General features: G+C 67.0%; 15 protein-coding genes. 8 read left to right on the top strand and 7 right to left on the bottom strand.

Going from position 1 to position 13,453, the window contains the following annotated elements; genetic code table 11:
- Positions 1 to 15: 15 nt before the first annotated feature.
- From ntrC to dusB, 3 genes are read right to left on the bottom strand one after another with little or no spacing between them, the layout of a single operon-like run.
- Positions 16 to 1,479, bottom strand: a complete 1,464-nt coding sequence (gene ntrC / locus TPR58_RS11380) for a nitrogen regulation protein NR(I) (protein ID WP_346246786.1) — start codon at positions 1,477 to 1,479, stop codon at positions 16 to 18.
- 2 nt (positions 1,480 to 1,481) lie between these two features.
- Positions 1,482 to 2,585: a two-component system sensor histidine kinase NtrB gene (locus TPR58_RS11375; protein WP_346246785.1), complete on the bottom strand. Its 1,104-nt coding sequence runs from the start codon at positions 2,583 to 2,585 to the stop codon at positions 1,482 to 1,484.
- The gene (dusB, locus tag TPR58_RS11370) at positions 2,561 to 3,559 is read right to left on the bottom strand and encodes a tRNA dihydrouridine synthase DusB (RefSeq protein WP_346246784.1); all 999 of its coding nucleotides are present in this window, start codon (positions 3,557 to 3,559) and stop codon (positions 2,561 to 2,563) included. The genes TPR58_RS11375 and dusB overlap by 25 nt, the downstream gene beginning before the upstream one ends.
- A 129-nt stretch (positions 3,560 to 3,688) precedes the next feature.
- On the opposite strand from dusB, the gene TPR58_RS11365 reads away from it, so the two are divergent.
- The 4 genes from TPR58_RS11365 to TPR58_RS11350 are packed head-to-tail and all read left to right on the top strand — an operon-like array spanning position 3,689 to position 6,527.
- Positions 3,689 to 4,840: a bifunctional 2-C-methyl-D-erythritol 4-phosphate cytidylyltransferase/2-C-methyl-D-erythritol 2,4-cyclodiphosphate synthase gene (locus tag TPR58_RS11365; RefSeq protein ID WP_346246783.1), complete on the top strand. Its 1,152-nt coding sequence runs from the start codon at positions 3,689 to 3,691 to the stop codon at positions 4,838 to 4,840.
- Positions 4,841 to 4,857: 17 nt separating this feature from the next.
- Positions 4,858 to 5,400 (top strand): hypothetical protein, encoded by a 543-nt coding sequence (locus tag TPR58_RS11360; protein WP_346246782.1) that lies wholly within the window; start codon positions 4,858 to 4,860, stop codon positions 5,398 to 5,400.
- 43 nt (positions 5,401 to 5,443) lie between these two features.
- Positions 5,444 to 5,992, top strand: coding sequence for a hypothetical protein (locus TPR58_RS11355; RefSeq protein ID WP_346246781.1), 549 nt, complete (start codon positions 5,444 to 5,446; stop codon positions 5,990 to 5,992).
- A 4-nt stretch (positions 5,993 to 5,996) separates the two neighbouring features.
- Entirely contained in the window at positions 5,997 to 6,527 is a 531-nt protein-coding gene (locus TPR58_RS11350) for a CinA family protein (RefSeq protein WP_428835713.1), read from the top strand.
- Here the strand turns inward: TPR58_RS11350 and TPR58_RS11345 are convergent.
- Both TPR58_RS11345 and lipA read right to left on the bottom strand, forming a co-directional pair.
- Positions 6,461 to 6,949, bottom strand: a complete 489-nt coding sequence (locus tag TPR58_RS11345) for a type II toxin-antitoxin system RatA family toxin (protein ID WP_346246779.1) — start codon at positions 6,947 to 6,949, stop codon at positions 6,461 to 6,463. The genes TPR58_RS11350 and TPR58_RS11345 overlap by 67 nt on opposite strands.
- Positions 6,949 to 7,881, bottom strand: a complete 933-nt coding sequence (gene lipA / locus TPR58_RS11340; protein ID WP_346246778.1) for a lipoyl synthase — start codon at positions 7,879 to 7,881, stop codon at positions 6,949 to 6,951. Before lipA ends, TPR58_RS11345 begins: the two co-directional genes overlap by 1 nt.
- A 56-nt stretch (positions 7,882 to 7,937) precedes the next feature.
- Here lipA and TPR58_RS11335 point away from each other — a divergent pair, with 56 nt between their 5' ends.
- Positions 7,938 to 8,567 (top strand): carbonic anhydrase, encoded by a 630-nt coding sequence (locus TPR58_RS11335; protein ID WP_346246777.1) that lies wholly within the window; start codon positions 7,938 to 7,940, stop codon positions 8,565 to 8,567.
- Between the two features lie 82 nt (positions 8,568 to 8,649).
- Positions 8,650 to 9,237: a DUF805 domain-containing protein gene (locus TPR58_RS11330; RefSeq protein ID WP_346246776.1), complete on the top strand. Its 588-nt coding sequence runs from the start codon at positions 8,650 to 8,652 to the stop codon at positions 9,235 to 9,237.
- A gap of 7 nt (positions 9,238 to 9,244) precedes the next feature.
- Here the strand turns inward: TPR58_RS11330 and TPR58_RS11325 are convergent, their stop codons facing one another.
- Together TPR58_RS11325 and aspS are read right to left on the bottom strand one after the other, a co-directional pair.
- A complete protein-coding gene (locus TPR58_RS11325; protein ID WP_346246775.1) occupies positions 9,245 to 10,018 on the bottom strand; it encodes a polyphosphate kinase 2 family protein in 774 nt (257 codons plus the stop codon).
- A gap of 71 nt (positions 10,019 to 10,089) precedes the next feature.
- Positions 10,090 to 11,886: an aspartate--tRNA ligase gene (gene aspS, locus TPR58_RS11320; protein ID WP_346246774.1), complete on the bottom strand. Its 1,797-nt coding sequence runs from the start codon at positions 11,884 to 11,886 to the stop codon at positions 10,090 to 10,092.
- Between the two features lie 89 nt (positions 11,887 to 11,975).
- Here aspS and rnd point away from each other — a divergent pair, with 89 nt between their 5' ends.
- Together rnd and TPR58_RS11310 are read left to right on the top strand one after the other, a co-directional pair.
- A complete protein-coding gene (gene rnd / locus TPR58_RS11315; protein ID WP_346246773.1) occupies positions 11,976 to 13,151 on the top strand; it encodes a ribonuclease D in 1,176 nt (391 codons plus the stop codon).
- Entirely contained in the window at positions 13,148 to 13,453 is a 306-nt protein-coding gene (locus TPR58_RS11310) for an I78 family peptidase inhibitor (protein WP_346246772.1), read from the top strand. The genes rnd and TPR58_RS11310 overlap by 4 nt, the downstream gene beginning before the upstream one ends.

Below are 13,453 nucleotides of genomic sequence, written 5' to 3'. Positions count from 1 at the left end.
GGCGTCAACCTGTCGCTATTCAGCACCATCCGGGCGACCTGCGCCGTTCACGCCGCCCGCCACGTCAATGCCGAGCGTGTCGAGCCTCTTGCGCAGCGTGTTGCGATTGATGCCCAGCGCCCGCGCGGCGCGAAGCTGGTTGTGGCCGTGCCGGGCAAGCATCGCCTCGATCAGCGGGCGTTCGACCTCGCCGATGATCCGGTCGTACAGGCCGCCATCGTCCAGCGCGTCCGGATCCTCGATCGCGATCCGGTCCAGCCGGGCGCGCACGGCCGTTTCGATCCCGGGATCGCGTGCATCGGGCGCGCTGCCATGGACGCTCGCCTCGCCCAGCGCGCGGCGGATGCCGGCGGCATCGACCCATTCGTCGCGGCTGAGCGCGGCGATGCGGCGCATCAGATTCTCGAGCTGGCGGACGTTACCCGGCCAGTCATAGCGTTCGAGCACCGCCACCGCGTCGGCGTCGAGCTGCTTGCGCGGCAGGCCGTCCTCGGCAGCGCGATCGAGGAAGTGGCGTGCCAGCAGGGCGATGTCCTGGCGACGCTCGCGCAGCGACGGCAGCGCGATCGGCACGACGTTCAGCCGGTAGAACAGATCCTCGCGAAACTGCCCCGCGGCCACCAGCGTCGACAGTTCCTTGTTGGTCGCGGCGACGATGCGGACATCGGCGCGGATCGGCCGGGCGCCGCCGACGGTGGTGAACTCGCCCGACTGGAGCACGCGCAGCAACCGCGTCTGCGCATCCATCGGCATGTCGCCGATCTCGTCGAGGAACAGGGTTCCGCCCGCCGCCTGTTCGAACTTGCCGGCAACGCGTGCCGCGGCTCCGGTGAACGCACCGCGTTCGTGGCCGAACAGCTCGGCCTCGATCAGTTCGCGCGGGATTGCGGCCATGTTGAGCGCGACGAACGGCGCCCGCTTGCGCGGCCCCATGTCGTGGATCGCCTGGGCCACCAGCTCCTTGCCGGTGCCGGACTCGCCCATGACCAGCACCGTCAGGTCGTTCGATACCACCCGGGCGATGACCCGATAGACTTCCTGCATCGCCGGCGAGCGGCCGATCAGCGACGGCCCGCCGATCAGTTCGGCCTCGGCCGCCCCGGCAGGACCGCGCCGCCCCTTCGCGATCGCGCCGCGCACCGCCTGCGCCAGCGCGTCGAGATCGAACGGCTTGGGCAGATAGTCGAAGGCGCCGACCTCGGTCGCCCGGACGGCGGTTGCCAGCGTATTCTGGGCCGAGAAGATGATGACCGGCAGGTCGGGATGCTCTCCCAGAAGCGAGGAGACGAGGTCGAGGCCGTTGCCGTCGGGCAGCACGACGTCGGTCACCAGCACATCCGGGCGCGCAAGGCGGAATTCGCGACGAAACTCGGCAATGCTGGCGGCGGTGGTGACCCGGTGCCCCTCGCGCTTAAGTGCGGCGGCGACGACGGTGCGGATGGCGCTGTCGTCGTCGACGACCAGGATGGAGCCGGACATGGTCACTTGGGAGCCCTTGGCAGCAGGATGCGGAAGACGGTGGATTCGCTGTGCCCGGTACGTTCGCGGGCGTACTGGATGATCCCGCCCATGTCGCTGACCAGCTTCTCGACCAGCGGCAGGCCCAGCCCCTTGCCCTCGGGCTTGCCCGACACGAACGGCTCGAACAGATGTTCGGCGATATCGGCGGGGGCGCCCGGGCCGTTGTCGGTGACCGAGATCTCGATGGGCAGCGGCTGGCGCGGCCGCCCCTGCCCCGTGCTGGCGGACATGCCGTGGCGATAGGCGGTGCCCAGGGTGATGCGCGGCTGGGCGAGACCGTCCAGCGCCTCGGCAGCGTTCTTGAGCAGGTTGAGCAGCACCTGGAGGAAGGCGTCCGGGTCGATCAACACTCCGGGAAGCGAGGGGTCGAACCGCTCCTCGACCACCATGCCGCGGGCGAAACCGGTCAGCGCGACGCGCCTGGCGTGGTCCAGCAGGGGATAGACGTTGGTAGGCGTCAGCTTGAGCGGTCGGGTGTCGGTGAAATCCTGCATCCGGTCGATCAGCGCGGCGATGCGATCGACCTCGGTCGTGATCAGCTGCGTCAGCTCGGGACTGTCGCCTCCGCCCATGCCCAGCAGCTGCGCCGCGCCGCGGATACCGGACAGCGGGTTCTTGATCTCGTGCGCCAGCATCGCCGCCGCGCCTACCGCGGCGCGCGCGCCTGCCGCGCGATCGGCACCGTGGCCGGTACGGCGCGGAGCATGATGAAGCGTGACGATGCGCCAGCCGGGATGATCGGCGACCGGCGTCTCGACAAAATCGACGCGGATGCGCTGGCCGCGGATCGCCTCGATCTCGACGTCATAGGCCGCGAAGCCATGGCCGTCGCGGCGATCGGCATAGTCGTCGGGCGGCAGCAGCACCGTATCATAGGGCTGGCCGGCCATCGCCGTCTCGCTATGGTTCAGCAGCAGTTCGCACGCCGCATTGGCGTGCGCGATGCGCCCATCGGGATCGATCACGAGCACGGCGACCGGCAGCGCCGCGAACAGGTCGGCAAAGCCAGGTCCCGGCATCGGCGCCGGCTTCTTTCGGATCAGGCGGCCGCGCGCGAACGCCATGGCGCGTAGAATTCGTCGAGCATCCCCAGGACGGTGACGGGATCGGCAACCTTGTTCACGGCGTTGCGGAACTCGGCCGAGCCGTGCAGGCCCTTGGTGTACCAGCCGATATGCTTGCGCATCATGTTCACGCCGACCTCGTTGCCATAGAGGCTGAGCGAGTCGATGTAATGCGATCGAATGATGTCATATTGTTCGTCCAGCGACGGATCGGCGCGCTCGCCCTGGCCGGACAGCGCATCCATCACCTGGCGCAGGATCCACGGCCGGCCATAGGCGCCGCGGCCGATCATGACGCCGTCCGCGCCCGACTGTTCCAGTGCGGTGCGCGCATCCTCGACCGAACAGATATCGCCATTGGCGATGACCGGGATCGACACGGCGTCCTTCACCTTGCGGATGAACGCCCAGTCGGCGGTGTCGCGGTACATCTGGTTGCGGGTGCGGCCATGGACCGTCACCATCCGGCAGCCCAGATCCTCGGCGATATGGGCAAGCTCCGGCGCATTCAGGCTGGAATGGTCCCACCCCATCCGCATCTTCAGCGTGACGGGGACCTTGACCGCCTTCACTACCGCCTCGACGAGCGCAGCCGCCAGCGGCAGGTCGCGCATCAGCGCCGATCCGGCATCGCCATTGGTCACCTTGCGCACCGGGCAGCCCATGTTGATGTCGACGATCGCCGCACCGCGATCCTCGCTGAGCTTCGCCGCCTCGCCCATCTCCTTGGGGGTGCAGCCGACCAGCTGCATCGACACGGGTTCCTCGATCGGATCCCATGCGGCCTTCTGGATCGACTGGCGAGTCTCGCGGATCGCGGCCTGGCTGGCGATCATCTCGGTGACGTTCAGGCCCGAGCCATAGCGCCGCACGACCCGCCGGAACGGCAGGTCGGTCACGCCCGTCATCGGGGCGAGGATCACCGGCACGTCGATCCGCACGGGACCGATCTGGATGGGAGCGAGCGTCGTCATGATCTGCCTGAAAATTAGGCACAGGCCTCTACGCGCCCATACGCATATTGGCAAGTTCGGGATGATTGCGGATCGCAGGGGGCGATCAACGCTCTGGTGGGCGAAACCGCCATGCGCTACGGCGCCGCCATGGGGAAGCCGAAGACCGTCGCGATCATCGTTGCTGCTGGCCAGGGCACGCGCGCGGGCGGCGGCGTCCCGAAGCAATATGCCCCGCTGGCAGGCCGTCCGATGCTGGCGCACAGCCATGCCGCACTCTCGGCGCACCCGGGGATCGACGAGGTTCTGGTGGTGATCGGCGAGGGACAGCGCGACGCCCTGTTCGCAGCGGTGCGCGGCGCTGCCTATGTCATCGGCGGCGCGACCCGGCGCGAGTCGGTCCGGCGCGGACTGGACGCTGTCCAGGCCGATCGCGTGCTGATCCACGACGCCGCCCGCCCTTTTCTGCCCGGCGCCGTGATCGACAGCCTGATCGCCGCGCTGGAGACCAGCCAGGGCGCGGTCCCTGCCCTGCCCGTCGCAGACACGCTCGCCCGCAGTGACGACACCCGGGAACTGAGGGACACGGTGCCGCGCGACGCACTGGTCCGCGTCCAGACACCGCAGGCGTTCCGGATGGACGCGATTCTCGCCGCCCATGACGGTTGGCCGGAGGATCGCGAGGCGACCGACGATGCGCAGATGCTGCGCCAGATCGGTCACCGGGTGACGCTGGTTCCGGGAGACCCGATGCTGGAGAAGATCACGCACCCCGCCGACTTCGCCGCAGCCGAGGCGCGCCATGCTGCCACGCTGCGCGTGCGCAGCGCCCAGGGCTATGACGTTCACCGCTTCGCCGAGGGCGAGGAACTCTGGCTCGGCGGCATCCGGATCCCGCACAGCCGCGGCCTGTCGGGCCATAGCGACGCCGATGTCGCGCTGCATGCGATCACCGATGCGCTGCTCGGAACGATCGGCGCCGGCGATATCGGCATGCACTTCCCGCCGAGCGACGCGCGCTGGCGCGGCGCAGCCTCCGCGCGGTTCCTGGAGCATGCTGCCGAACTGGTCGCCGCCGCGGGCGGAATCATCGACTTCATCGACCTGACGCTGATCTGCGAGGCACCGAAGATCGGTCCGCACCGCGAGGCGATCCGGGAGAGCATTGCGTCGATCCTGAACCTGCCGCCGCGCCGGGTGAGCGTGAAGGCGACGACGACCGAGCGACTTGGCTTTACCGGCCGCAGCGAGGGCATGGCTGCGCAGGCAATCGCAACGATCCGGATCGCCGATCCGGACTGACACAAGGGGAAGCAGGCATGATCAGGAAGAATATGCTGACCGCGGTCGCGGCATGGGCAGCGATTGCCGCCACGGGCGCGCATGCTCAGTCCATCACCAAGTCGGCGGCGCATCAACCGTGCCTGTCCGATGAGCAAGCCGGCGCGGTCGTGATGGTGATGGCTCCGGGGGCGTTTCGCGGCCTGAACCGCATCTGTTCGAAGCTGCTGCCGTCGAACGCCTATATGCTGACCTCGGGCAAGGCGCTGACCGCCAAGTTCGATGTGCTGGCCGAGCGATCGGGCGACCTTGCCGATCGGGCGATGGCGCGCATGGTGGACGCGGATGACGACGATATCGTCCCCGGCGCTTCTGCATCGCTTCGCCCGATGGGCGAGATGCTGATCGCGAGCGAAGCGAAGAAGATGACCCCCGAAACCTGCGGCAAGGTCGATCGTGCGCTGAAGCTGCTCGACCCGTTGCCGCCGGAAAATCTGGTCGGGCTGGTCGTGCTGCTGATGGAACTGGGCATGGCCGCCGAGAAGGATCCGCCCTTCACCATTTGCAAGCCGTCACGCTGAGCGGTATCGGCACGGCCGGCAGGCGGAGCAGCGGAGTAAGAGTATGATTCGCAAGGGTTTCATCGCCGTCGCCGCGACATGGGCGGCACTGACCGCAACCGTCGCCCATGCCCAGACTCTGGGCGGCCGCGCGATTCCCTGCCTGGACGCGCCCGAGGCCGAGGCGGTGATGCTGCTGATCGCGCCCGGCGCGATCCGCGGCGTCACCCAGGCCTGCGGGCCCTATTTCGTCTCCAGCGCCTTTCTGCCCGGCGCGGGCGGGCGGGCGATGCTCGGCCGGTACGAGCAGGCCGCGCGCAACGCCGAGGGCGCGGCCGGCAGCGGCATCGCCAAGCTGCTGGGCCTGCCGCCAGCAGCGGCTGCGGTCCCCGGCTCGTCGGCCGGATTCGCCTCGCTGGCGCAGATGATGGTGCTCGGCAATCTCGAGCGGGTGGACACGGTACGCTGCTATGCGATGGACGGCCTGTTCCGCGCGCTCGATCCGCTTCCGCCGCGCAATCTGGCCAGCGTCCTGACGCTGGTTGCCGAATTGGGTTCGAAAGAGCAGCAAAAGCCGTTGCCGATCACCATATGCCCGCGAAAGGCACGTTGAGACCATCATGGATACCCTGCTTCCCGCCGAACTCGTCGACGCCGCGCGCAAGGTGATCGACGCAAACCGCGCCGCCGGGCGCCGCGTCGCCGTCGCCGAGAGCTGCACCGGCGGTCTCGTCTCCGCCGCGCTGACCGAGATTCCGGGATCGTCCGACGTGTTCGAGGGTGGCTTCGTCACCTATTCCTACAGTGCCAAGACCGAATTGCTGCGGGTCAGCAGCGACGTGCTGGAAACCTTCGGCGCCGTGTCGATCGCCGTCGCCTGGACCATGGCCCAGAATGCGCTGAACAAGACCGGCGCCGACGTGGCGGTGGCGATCACCGGGATTGCCGGTCCCGATGGCGGCAGCGATAAGAAGCCGGTCGGAACGGTCGTGTTCGCACGCGCCGAGAAGGGTGCCGATCCCGAGAAGATCGTCGCGAACTCGCGCAAGCTTGACAATAATGGCCGCGGCGGCGTTCGCCTTCAGGCGGCGCTGGTCGCGCTTGAACTGCTGATGCCGGAGTCGGCCGCCCCGCCCGAAGCGCCGTAAAGCCGTGCGGCGCGTTCCTCGAACGCGTTGACCATCTTGCGCACCGCCCGATCGAACACCTGTCCGGCCAGCATCTCGAACACCCGGTTCTTGAATGCGAAATCGACGCTGAAATCGACCAGCGTTCCGTCCTTGCCGTCGGGGCGGAAGGTCCAGTCGTTGTTGAGATATTTCAGCGGCCCGTCGACATAATCGACGCGGATATGACCCGGCCGTTCCTTGGTCACGCGCGAGGCGAAGCTCTCGCGCAGACCCTTGAAGCCCACGATCAGGTCGGCCACCATCTCGGTCTCGCTCTGTGAGCGGACGCGCACCGCGGTGACCCAGGGCAGGAATTCGGGATAGCGGGCCACATCCGCGACCAGCTCGAACATCTGCTCGGGCGAATAGGGCAGCGCCCGCGTCTCGCTATGCTTGGGCATCAGGCCCCTGCCACGACCTTGCCGAGCTTGGCGTCGCGGGCGGCCTTCATCTTCGCGAAATCGTCGCCGGCATGATAGCTCGACCGGGTCAGCGGGGTCGATGCGACCAGCATGAAGCCCTTTGCCCGGCCGATCGCGCCGAACGCCTGGAACGCCTGCGGCGTCACGAACTCGGCGACCTTGGCGTGCTTGGGCGTCGGCTGGAGATACTGGCCCATCGTCAGGAAATCGATGTCGGCCGAGCGCATGTCGTCCATCACCTGGTGCACTTCCAGCCGCTCCTCGCCCAGGCCAAGCATGATGCCCGACTTGGTGAAGATCGTCGGGTCCAGATTCTTGACCGACTCGAGCAGGCGCAGTGACGCGTAATAGCGCGCACCGGGGCGGATCGTCGGATAGAGCCGCGGAACGGTCTCCAGATTGTGATTGTACACATCGGGCCGCGCGGCGACGATCGCCTCCACAGCCGCCTCGTGCTTGTTGCGGAAATCGGGGGTCAGGATCTCGATCGTGGTGGTCGGGTTCGAGCGGCGGATCGCCTCGATCACCTTGACGAACTGCGACGCGCCGCCGTCCTTCAAGTCGTCGCGGTCGACCGAGGTGATGACGATATGTTCCAGCCCCATCTGCGCAGCCGCGTCGGCCACATTCTGCGGCTCCATCGGGTCGACCGCGCGCGGCATGCCGGTCTTGACGTTGCAGAAGGCGCAGGCGCGGGTGCAGGTGTCGCCCAGGATCATCACCGTCGCGTGCTTCTTGCTCCAGCACTCGCCGATGTTCGGACAGGCAGCCTCCTCGCATACGGTGGTCAGGCTTTTCGAACGCATCAGCTCGCGCGTCGCGGCGAAACCGGCCGATGTCGGCGCCTTCACACGGATCCAGTCGGGCTTGCGCTGACGCTCGGGACGCGGAGTCTGGGACAGGTCGTTCATGCCTGCGCATCTAGCGATGGCTTGAAGGGGATACAACACACGCTACAGGAAAGCGTATGAGCGACCTGAAAGAACTGATCGACGGCTATCGCCGTTTCCGTAGCGGCGAATGGCAGGAGCAGCGCGAGCGCTGGGCACAGTTGCGCGAGGGGCAGAGCCCGCGCGTGATGGTGATCGCCTGTTCCGACAGCCGAGTCGACCCCGCAACCGTGTTCGACACCTCGCCCGGCGAGGTCTTCGTGGTGCGCAACATCGCGAATCTGGTGCCGCCGTTCGAGCTGGGCGGCGGCCGACACGGCGTCAGCGCGGCGCTGGAATTCGCGGTCACGCAGCTGGAAGTCTCGGACATCGTCATCCTGGGCCATGGCAGCTGTGGCGGCGTCCACGCCGCGCTGTCGCAGCAGTTCAAGGGCGCACCGGCGGGTCGCGGCGGCTTCATCGCCCACTGGGTCGACATGCTGGACGAGGCGCGCGAGCGGATCATCGCCGAATATGGCGAGGGGCCCGAGGCGATCCGGGCGATGGAACTCGAGACGGTGCGCGTCTCGCTTGCAAATCTGCGCACCTTCCCCTGCATCCCGGAGCGCGAGGCTGCCGGCACGCTGACGCTGCACGGCGCCTATTTCACCGTTGCAGAGGGCGTGCTCCACCTGATGGACGACTCGGGCGCCTTCGTCCCGGCCTGACCGGTTCGCCGATGGCGGCAGGGAGCGGTTGCCACCTGCCCCCTGCCCTGTCACTCTCCCGCTTCAGGCGGGGGGAACAGGCATGATCGGATCGTTTCGGCACAATCTGGCCAGGCTGTTCCAGCTGGGCGGGCGATCGTCGCCGGCGCAGTTCTGGCCCTACATGATCGTGATGATCCTGCTGCAGATCCTGGCGACCGCGATCCCGGCGTCGTGGTGGTTCAGCCAGACCTTTGCGAACATGCAGCGCTTCGCCGCGGAGCACCCGGATCAGGCCACCGTCACCCAGGGGCCTGGCAGCTATTCGGTCGAGATCGACGGCTATCATCCTGAGCTGATGGGGGGCATGCAGGAATTCGCCATCGGTGCAGGCATCATCGTGATCCTGTTCCTGCTGCTGACCGGTGCGGCAATGATCCGCCGACTCCACGACAGCAATCGCAGCGGATGGTGGCTCCTGCCCACGCTGGTGACGCTCGGCATCGGTCTGGCCGGTACGCCGCTGCTTGTGACCAGCCCGTCGAGCGCAGGCGAGCCGCCGCTGTTCCTGTTCGGGCTGCTGCTGCTCAATAATCTGGTCTATCTGGGCAGCCTGCTGGTGATGCTGCTGCTGCTGGTCGCCGACGGAACGCCGGGGAAGAACCGTTACGGCGACCGCACGCCCGGCTGAGCGGCCGCTAGAGCTTCAGCGCCTTGCGGGCCACCTTCTCGACTTCGGGGTCCAGTTCGGGCGGATCCATCGGCACCTGTTTCTCCAGCCGATTGGCGATCGCGGTCAGCGCGGCGATGCGGCCCGCCTTCTTGTCGTTGCCGTCGATCACGATCCACGGCGCCGCCTTGGTCGAGGTTTCCTCGAACATCTCGTGCATCGCCGCCAGATAGGCATCGCGCTTCGACCGGTTGCGATAATCCTCGAGCCCCGTCTTCCATCGCTTCCACGGATGTTCGAGCCGGGCGGCCAGCCGCTTGTCCTGTTCCTTCTGAGTCACATGGACGAAGACCTTGACCAGCGTCGCGCCGGTCTCGGCCTGCTGCGCCTCGAACGCCTTGATCTCGTCATAGCCGCGGCGCCATTCGCTCTCGCCGGCAAAGCCCTCTACCCGCTCGACCAGCACGCGCCCGTACCAGCTGCGATCGAACACCGCGATATTGTGCTGCGCTGGCAGCCGCTGCCAGAAGCGCCACAGGAAATGATGCGACAGTTCCTCGGGCGTCGGCGCGCTGATCGGCCAGACCTCGTAATAGCGCGGGTCCCACTCGGCGGTCAGCCGCTTGATGATCCCGCCCTTGCCCGCAGCGTCCCAGCCCTCGAACAGGATGATCGCGCGCCGCTTGTGGACGATATGCGCGGTCTGGATATGGCTCAGCCGCTTCTGCAGCTTTGCCAGCTTCTTGTCGTAATTGCCGTCGTACGCCTCGCCGGCTTCGTAATCGCTGAGGTCGATGGTCATGTCCGCAGACATGCCCGCCCCCGGCCCCTCCCGCAAGCGGAAGGGGGCGGAAGGCCGTCAGCGGTCAAGCGTCAGCCGGCCTTGGGGCCGTCGTTCGCCAGCTTGATGTGCAGTTCCTTGAGCTGCTTCGGCGAGACTTCGGCGGGGGCCTGCATCATCAGGTCCTCCGCCTTCTGCGTCATCGGGAAGACGATCACCTCGCGGATGTTCGGCTCGTCGGCCAGCAGCATGACGATGCGATCGACGCCCGGGGCCGAGCCGCCGTGCGGCGGCGCGCCGAACTTGAACGCGTTGATCATACCCGCGAAATTGGTGTCGACCTGCTCCTGGGTGTAACCGGCGATCTCGAACGCCTTGTACATGATCTCGGGACGGTGGTTCCGGATCGCGCCCGACGACAGCTCGACGCCGTTGCAGACGATGTCATACTGATAGGCGAGGATGTCGAGCGGGTCCTTGGTCTCCAGCGCCTCCATCTCGCCCTGCGGCATCGAGAAGGGGTTGTGGCTGAAGTCGACCTTCTTGGCGTCCTCGTCATATTCGAACATCGGGAAGTCGACGATCCAGCAGAATTCGAACCGGCTCTTGTCGATCAGGTCGAGCTGGTCGGCCACGCGGGTGCGGGCAAGGCCGGCGAGCTTGGCGGCCTTGCCCTCTGCACCGGCCGCGAAGAAGATGCCGTCGTTCGGGCCCAGGCCCATCGCCTCGGCGATCGCCTTCATGCCGTCCTGGCCGTGGTTGTTGGCGATCGGGCCGCCGAACACGCCGTCCTTCTGCGTCGCATAGCCAAGGCCAGGAAAGCCTTCCGACTGCGCCCAGCTGTTCATCTCGTCGAAGAACTTGCGGCTCTTCTCGTGCGTATTGGGGGCGGCGACGGCGCGGACGACATTGCCTTCCTCGACCATCGACGCGAAGCGGCCGAAGCCCGATCCCTTGAAGAAGTCGCCCACGTCATGGACGAGCAGCGGGTTGCGCAGGTCGGGCTTGTCGCTGCCATATTTCAGCATCGATTCGCGGTACGGGATGCGCTTGAACGGCAGCGGCGAGACGCTGCGGCCCTTGCCGTCGAAATCGGCGAATTCCTCGAACACGCCGTGCAGGACCGGCTCGATCGCGGCGAAGACATCGTCCTGCGTGACGAAGCTCATCTCGAAATCGAGCTGGTAGAATTCGCCCGGGCTGCGATCGGCGCGCGCATCCTCGTCGCGGAAACACGGCGCGATCTGGAAATACTTGTCGAAGCCGGCGACCATCAGCAGCTGCTTGAACATTTGCGGCGCCTGCGGCAGCGCGTAGAACTTGCCCGGATGAACGCGGCTGGGCACCAGATAGTCGCGCGCGCCTTCGGGGCTGGACGCGGTGAGGATCGGGGTCTGGAACTCGGTGAAGCCCTGCCCGATCATCCGCTGGCGCAGCGACGAGATCACGTTCGAGCGCAGCACGATGTTCTTGTGCAGCCGTTCGCGACGCAGGTCGAGGAAACGGTTCTTGAGGCGGATTTCCTCGGGATATTCGGCATCGCCGAACACCGGCAGCGGCAGCTGCGCCGCCGAGGACTGGACCGTCACCGTGGTGGGATAGATCTCGATCTCGCCGGTCGCCAGCTTGGGGTTGAGCGTCTCGGGCGAACGGGCCGCAACCTTGCCGGTGAAGGTCAGCACCGACTCGGCGCCGCACGCATCGACGATCGGATAGAGATCGGAGCCGGTCTCGACCACGATCTGGGTGATGCCATAATGGTCGCGCAGGTCGACGAACAGGACATTGGCATGCTCGCGCGTCCGGTTGACCCAGCCCGAAAGCCGGACTTCCTGGCCGACATCGGCGGCGCGAAGGTCTGCGCAGGTGTGCGTGCGATAGGCGTGCATGGCTCTCGTCTCGAATGGCGTACGGAAAGGCGGGCGCATCAGCGCCAAGGGCCCTTTTGTCAACCCGAAGACATGTCTATGGGGCCATGATGCATATTCATGGTCTGATCGAAGACAGCGCAACCCTCGCCAACCTCTGTGCCCGCCTCGCCACCAAACCCTATGTGGTGGTCGACACGGAATTTATGCGCGAGAACACCTACTGGCCCGAGCTCTGCCTCATCCAGATCGCCGACGACGAGGAGGCGGCGGCGATCGACCCGCTGGCGCCCGGCATCGACCTCGATCCGCTGCTCGACCTGCTGACCGAGAACGAGGACGTGCTGAAGGTCTTCCATGCCGGCGGCCAGGATATCGAGATCGTCTACAACCTGACCGGCACGACGCCGCACCCGCTGTTCGACACGCAGGTTGCGGCGATGGCGCTCGGCCAGGGCGAACAGATCGGCTATTCGAACCTGGTCGATACCTATCTGGGCATCCAGGTCGACAAGGGCGCGCGCTTCACCGACTGGAGCCGCCGCCCGCTCGACACGCGCCAGATCGACTATGCGATCGCCGACGTGACGCACCTGTCGAAGATCTTTCCGCGGATGCTGGAAAAGCTGCGCAAGACCGGTCGCGGCGTGTGGCTCGACCAGGAAATGGAGCGGCTCGCCGATCCCGAGAATTACCGCAACGATCCCGAGGAAGCGTGGCACCGCGTCCGCATCTCCAGCCGCAAGCCCGAAGTGCTCGGCCGGCTGAAGGCGCTGGCGCGCTGGCGCGAACTGGAGGCGCAGGGCAAGGACCTGCCGCGCGGCCGGATCATCAAGGACGAGACGATGGCCGACCTGGCCGGAAACCCGCCGCGCAAGCAGGCGGACCTGGGCAAGGTGCGCGGGCTCTCGCCTGCATGGGCCGGCAACGATATCGGCGGACGGCTGATGGCGGCACTGGAGGGTGCCACGCCGATGACCGCGGAGGAAATGCCGGCGCGCGACGATCGCAAGCCGGCGCTGGGCAAGGACGGCGCCCTGGTGGCCGACCTGCTGAAGCTGCTGCTCAAGATCCGCGCCAAGGAAATCAACGTGGCGGCACGGCTGCTGGCGCGATCGGAGGATCTGGAAGCGCTTGCCGCCGGACAGCGCGAGGGACTGTCGATCCTGACCGGCTGGCGGTTCGAACAGTTCGGCCGCGACGCCCTCGCCCTGGTCGAGGGTCAGCTTGGGTTCACCGTGAAGGGTGGAAAGCTCAAGATGACCCGAACCGAGGAGCCGTCATGATCCGTATCGCCCTGCCGCTCGCCGCCGTGACCCTGATGGGTTGCACGCCGGTCGCGACGCGCCCCGAGCCGGGCCCTGCCGTGCCGCCGGCCGCGCTGACGCCGTGCGGCGCGGAAAAGGTCAGCCATTATGTCGGCAAGACGCGCAGCGCATCCGTCGAGCGCGAGGTCGCGCGGCTGTCCGGCGCCAAGGCGATCCGCTGGATCGCGCCCGGCATGGCGGTCACGATGGACTATCGCGAAGACCGGCTGAACGTCGATGTCGACGATAATGGCGTGATCACCGCGGTCCGCTGCAGCTGA

The organism is Sphingomonas rustica (genome assembly GCF_039652585.1).
Taxonomy (GTDB): Bacteria; Pseudomonadota; Alphaproteobacteria; order Sphingomonadales; family Sphingomonadaceae; genus Sphingomonas; species Sphingomonas rustica.
Note: the sequence above shows the minus strand (reverse complement) of the source record. Positions and strands in the feature narration are given on the sequence as shown.

Bases quoted from the DNA above. Each gene is read 5' to 3' on its own strand.
- TPR58_RS11325 (WP_346246775.1), bottom strand. From the start codon at position 10,018: ATGACCATCGACCTCAGCGATTACGAAGCCGGCGAGGCGTACGACGGC.
- TPR58_RS11345 (WP_346246779.1), bottom strand. From the start codon at position 6,949: ATGCCCAAGCATAGCGAGACGCGGGCGCTGCCCTATTCGCCCGAGCAG.
- TPR58_RS11360 (WP_346246782.1), top strand. From the start codon at position 4,858: ATGATCAGGAAGAATATGCTGACCGCGGTCGCGGCATGGGCAGCGATT.
- aspS (WP_346246774.1), bottom strand. From the start codon at position 11,886: ATGCACGCCTATCGCACGCACACCTGCGCAGACCTTCGCGCCGCCGAT.
- ntrC (WP_346246786.1), bottom strand. From the start codon at position 1,479: ATGTCCGGCTCCATCCTGGTCGTCGACGACGACAGCGCCATCCGCACC.
- TPR58_RS11310 (WP_346246772.1), top strand. From the start codon at position 13,148: ATGATCCGTATCGCCCTGCCGCTCGCCGCCGTGACCCTGATGGGTTGC.
- dusB (WP_346246784.1), bottom strand. From the start codon at position 3,559: ATGACGACGCTCGCTCCCATCCAGATCGGTCCCGTGCGGATCGACGTG.
- TPR58_RS11335 (WP_346246777.1), top strand. From the start codon at position 7,938: ATGAGCGACCTGAAAGAACTGATCGACGGCTATCGCCGTTTCCGTAGC.
- TPR58_RS11355 (WP_346246781.1), top strand. From the start codon at position 5,444: ATGATTCGCAAGGGTTTCATCGCCGTCGCCGCGACATGGGCGGCACTG.
- rnd (WP_346246773.1), top strand. From the start codon at position 11,976: ATGCATATTCATGGTCTGATCGAAGACAGCGCAACCCTCGCCAACCTC.
- lipA (WP_346246778.1), bottom strand. From the start codon at position 7,881: ATGAACGACCTGTCCCAGACTCCGCGTCCCGAGCGTCAGCGCAAGCCC.
- TPR58_RS11375 (WP_346246785.1), bottom strand. From the start codon at position 2,585: ATGGCGTTCGCGCGCGGCCGCCTGATCCGAAAGAAGCCGGCGCCGATG.
- TPR58_RS11330 (WP_346246776.1), top strand. From the start codon at position 8,650: ATGATCGGATCGTTTCGGCACAATCTGGCCAGGCTGTTCCAGCTGGGC.
- TPR58_RS11365 (WP_346246783.1), top strand. From the start codon at position 3,689: ATGGGGAAGCCGAAGACCGTCGCGATCATCGTTGCTGCTGGCCAGGGC.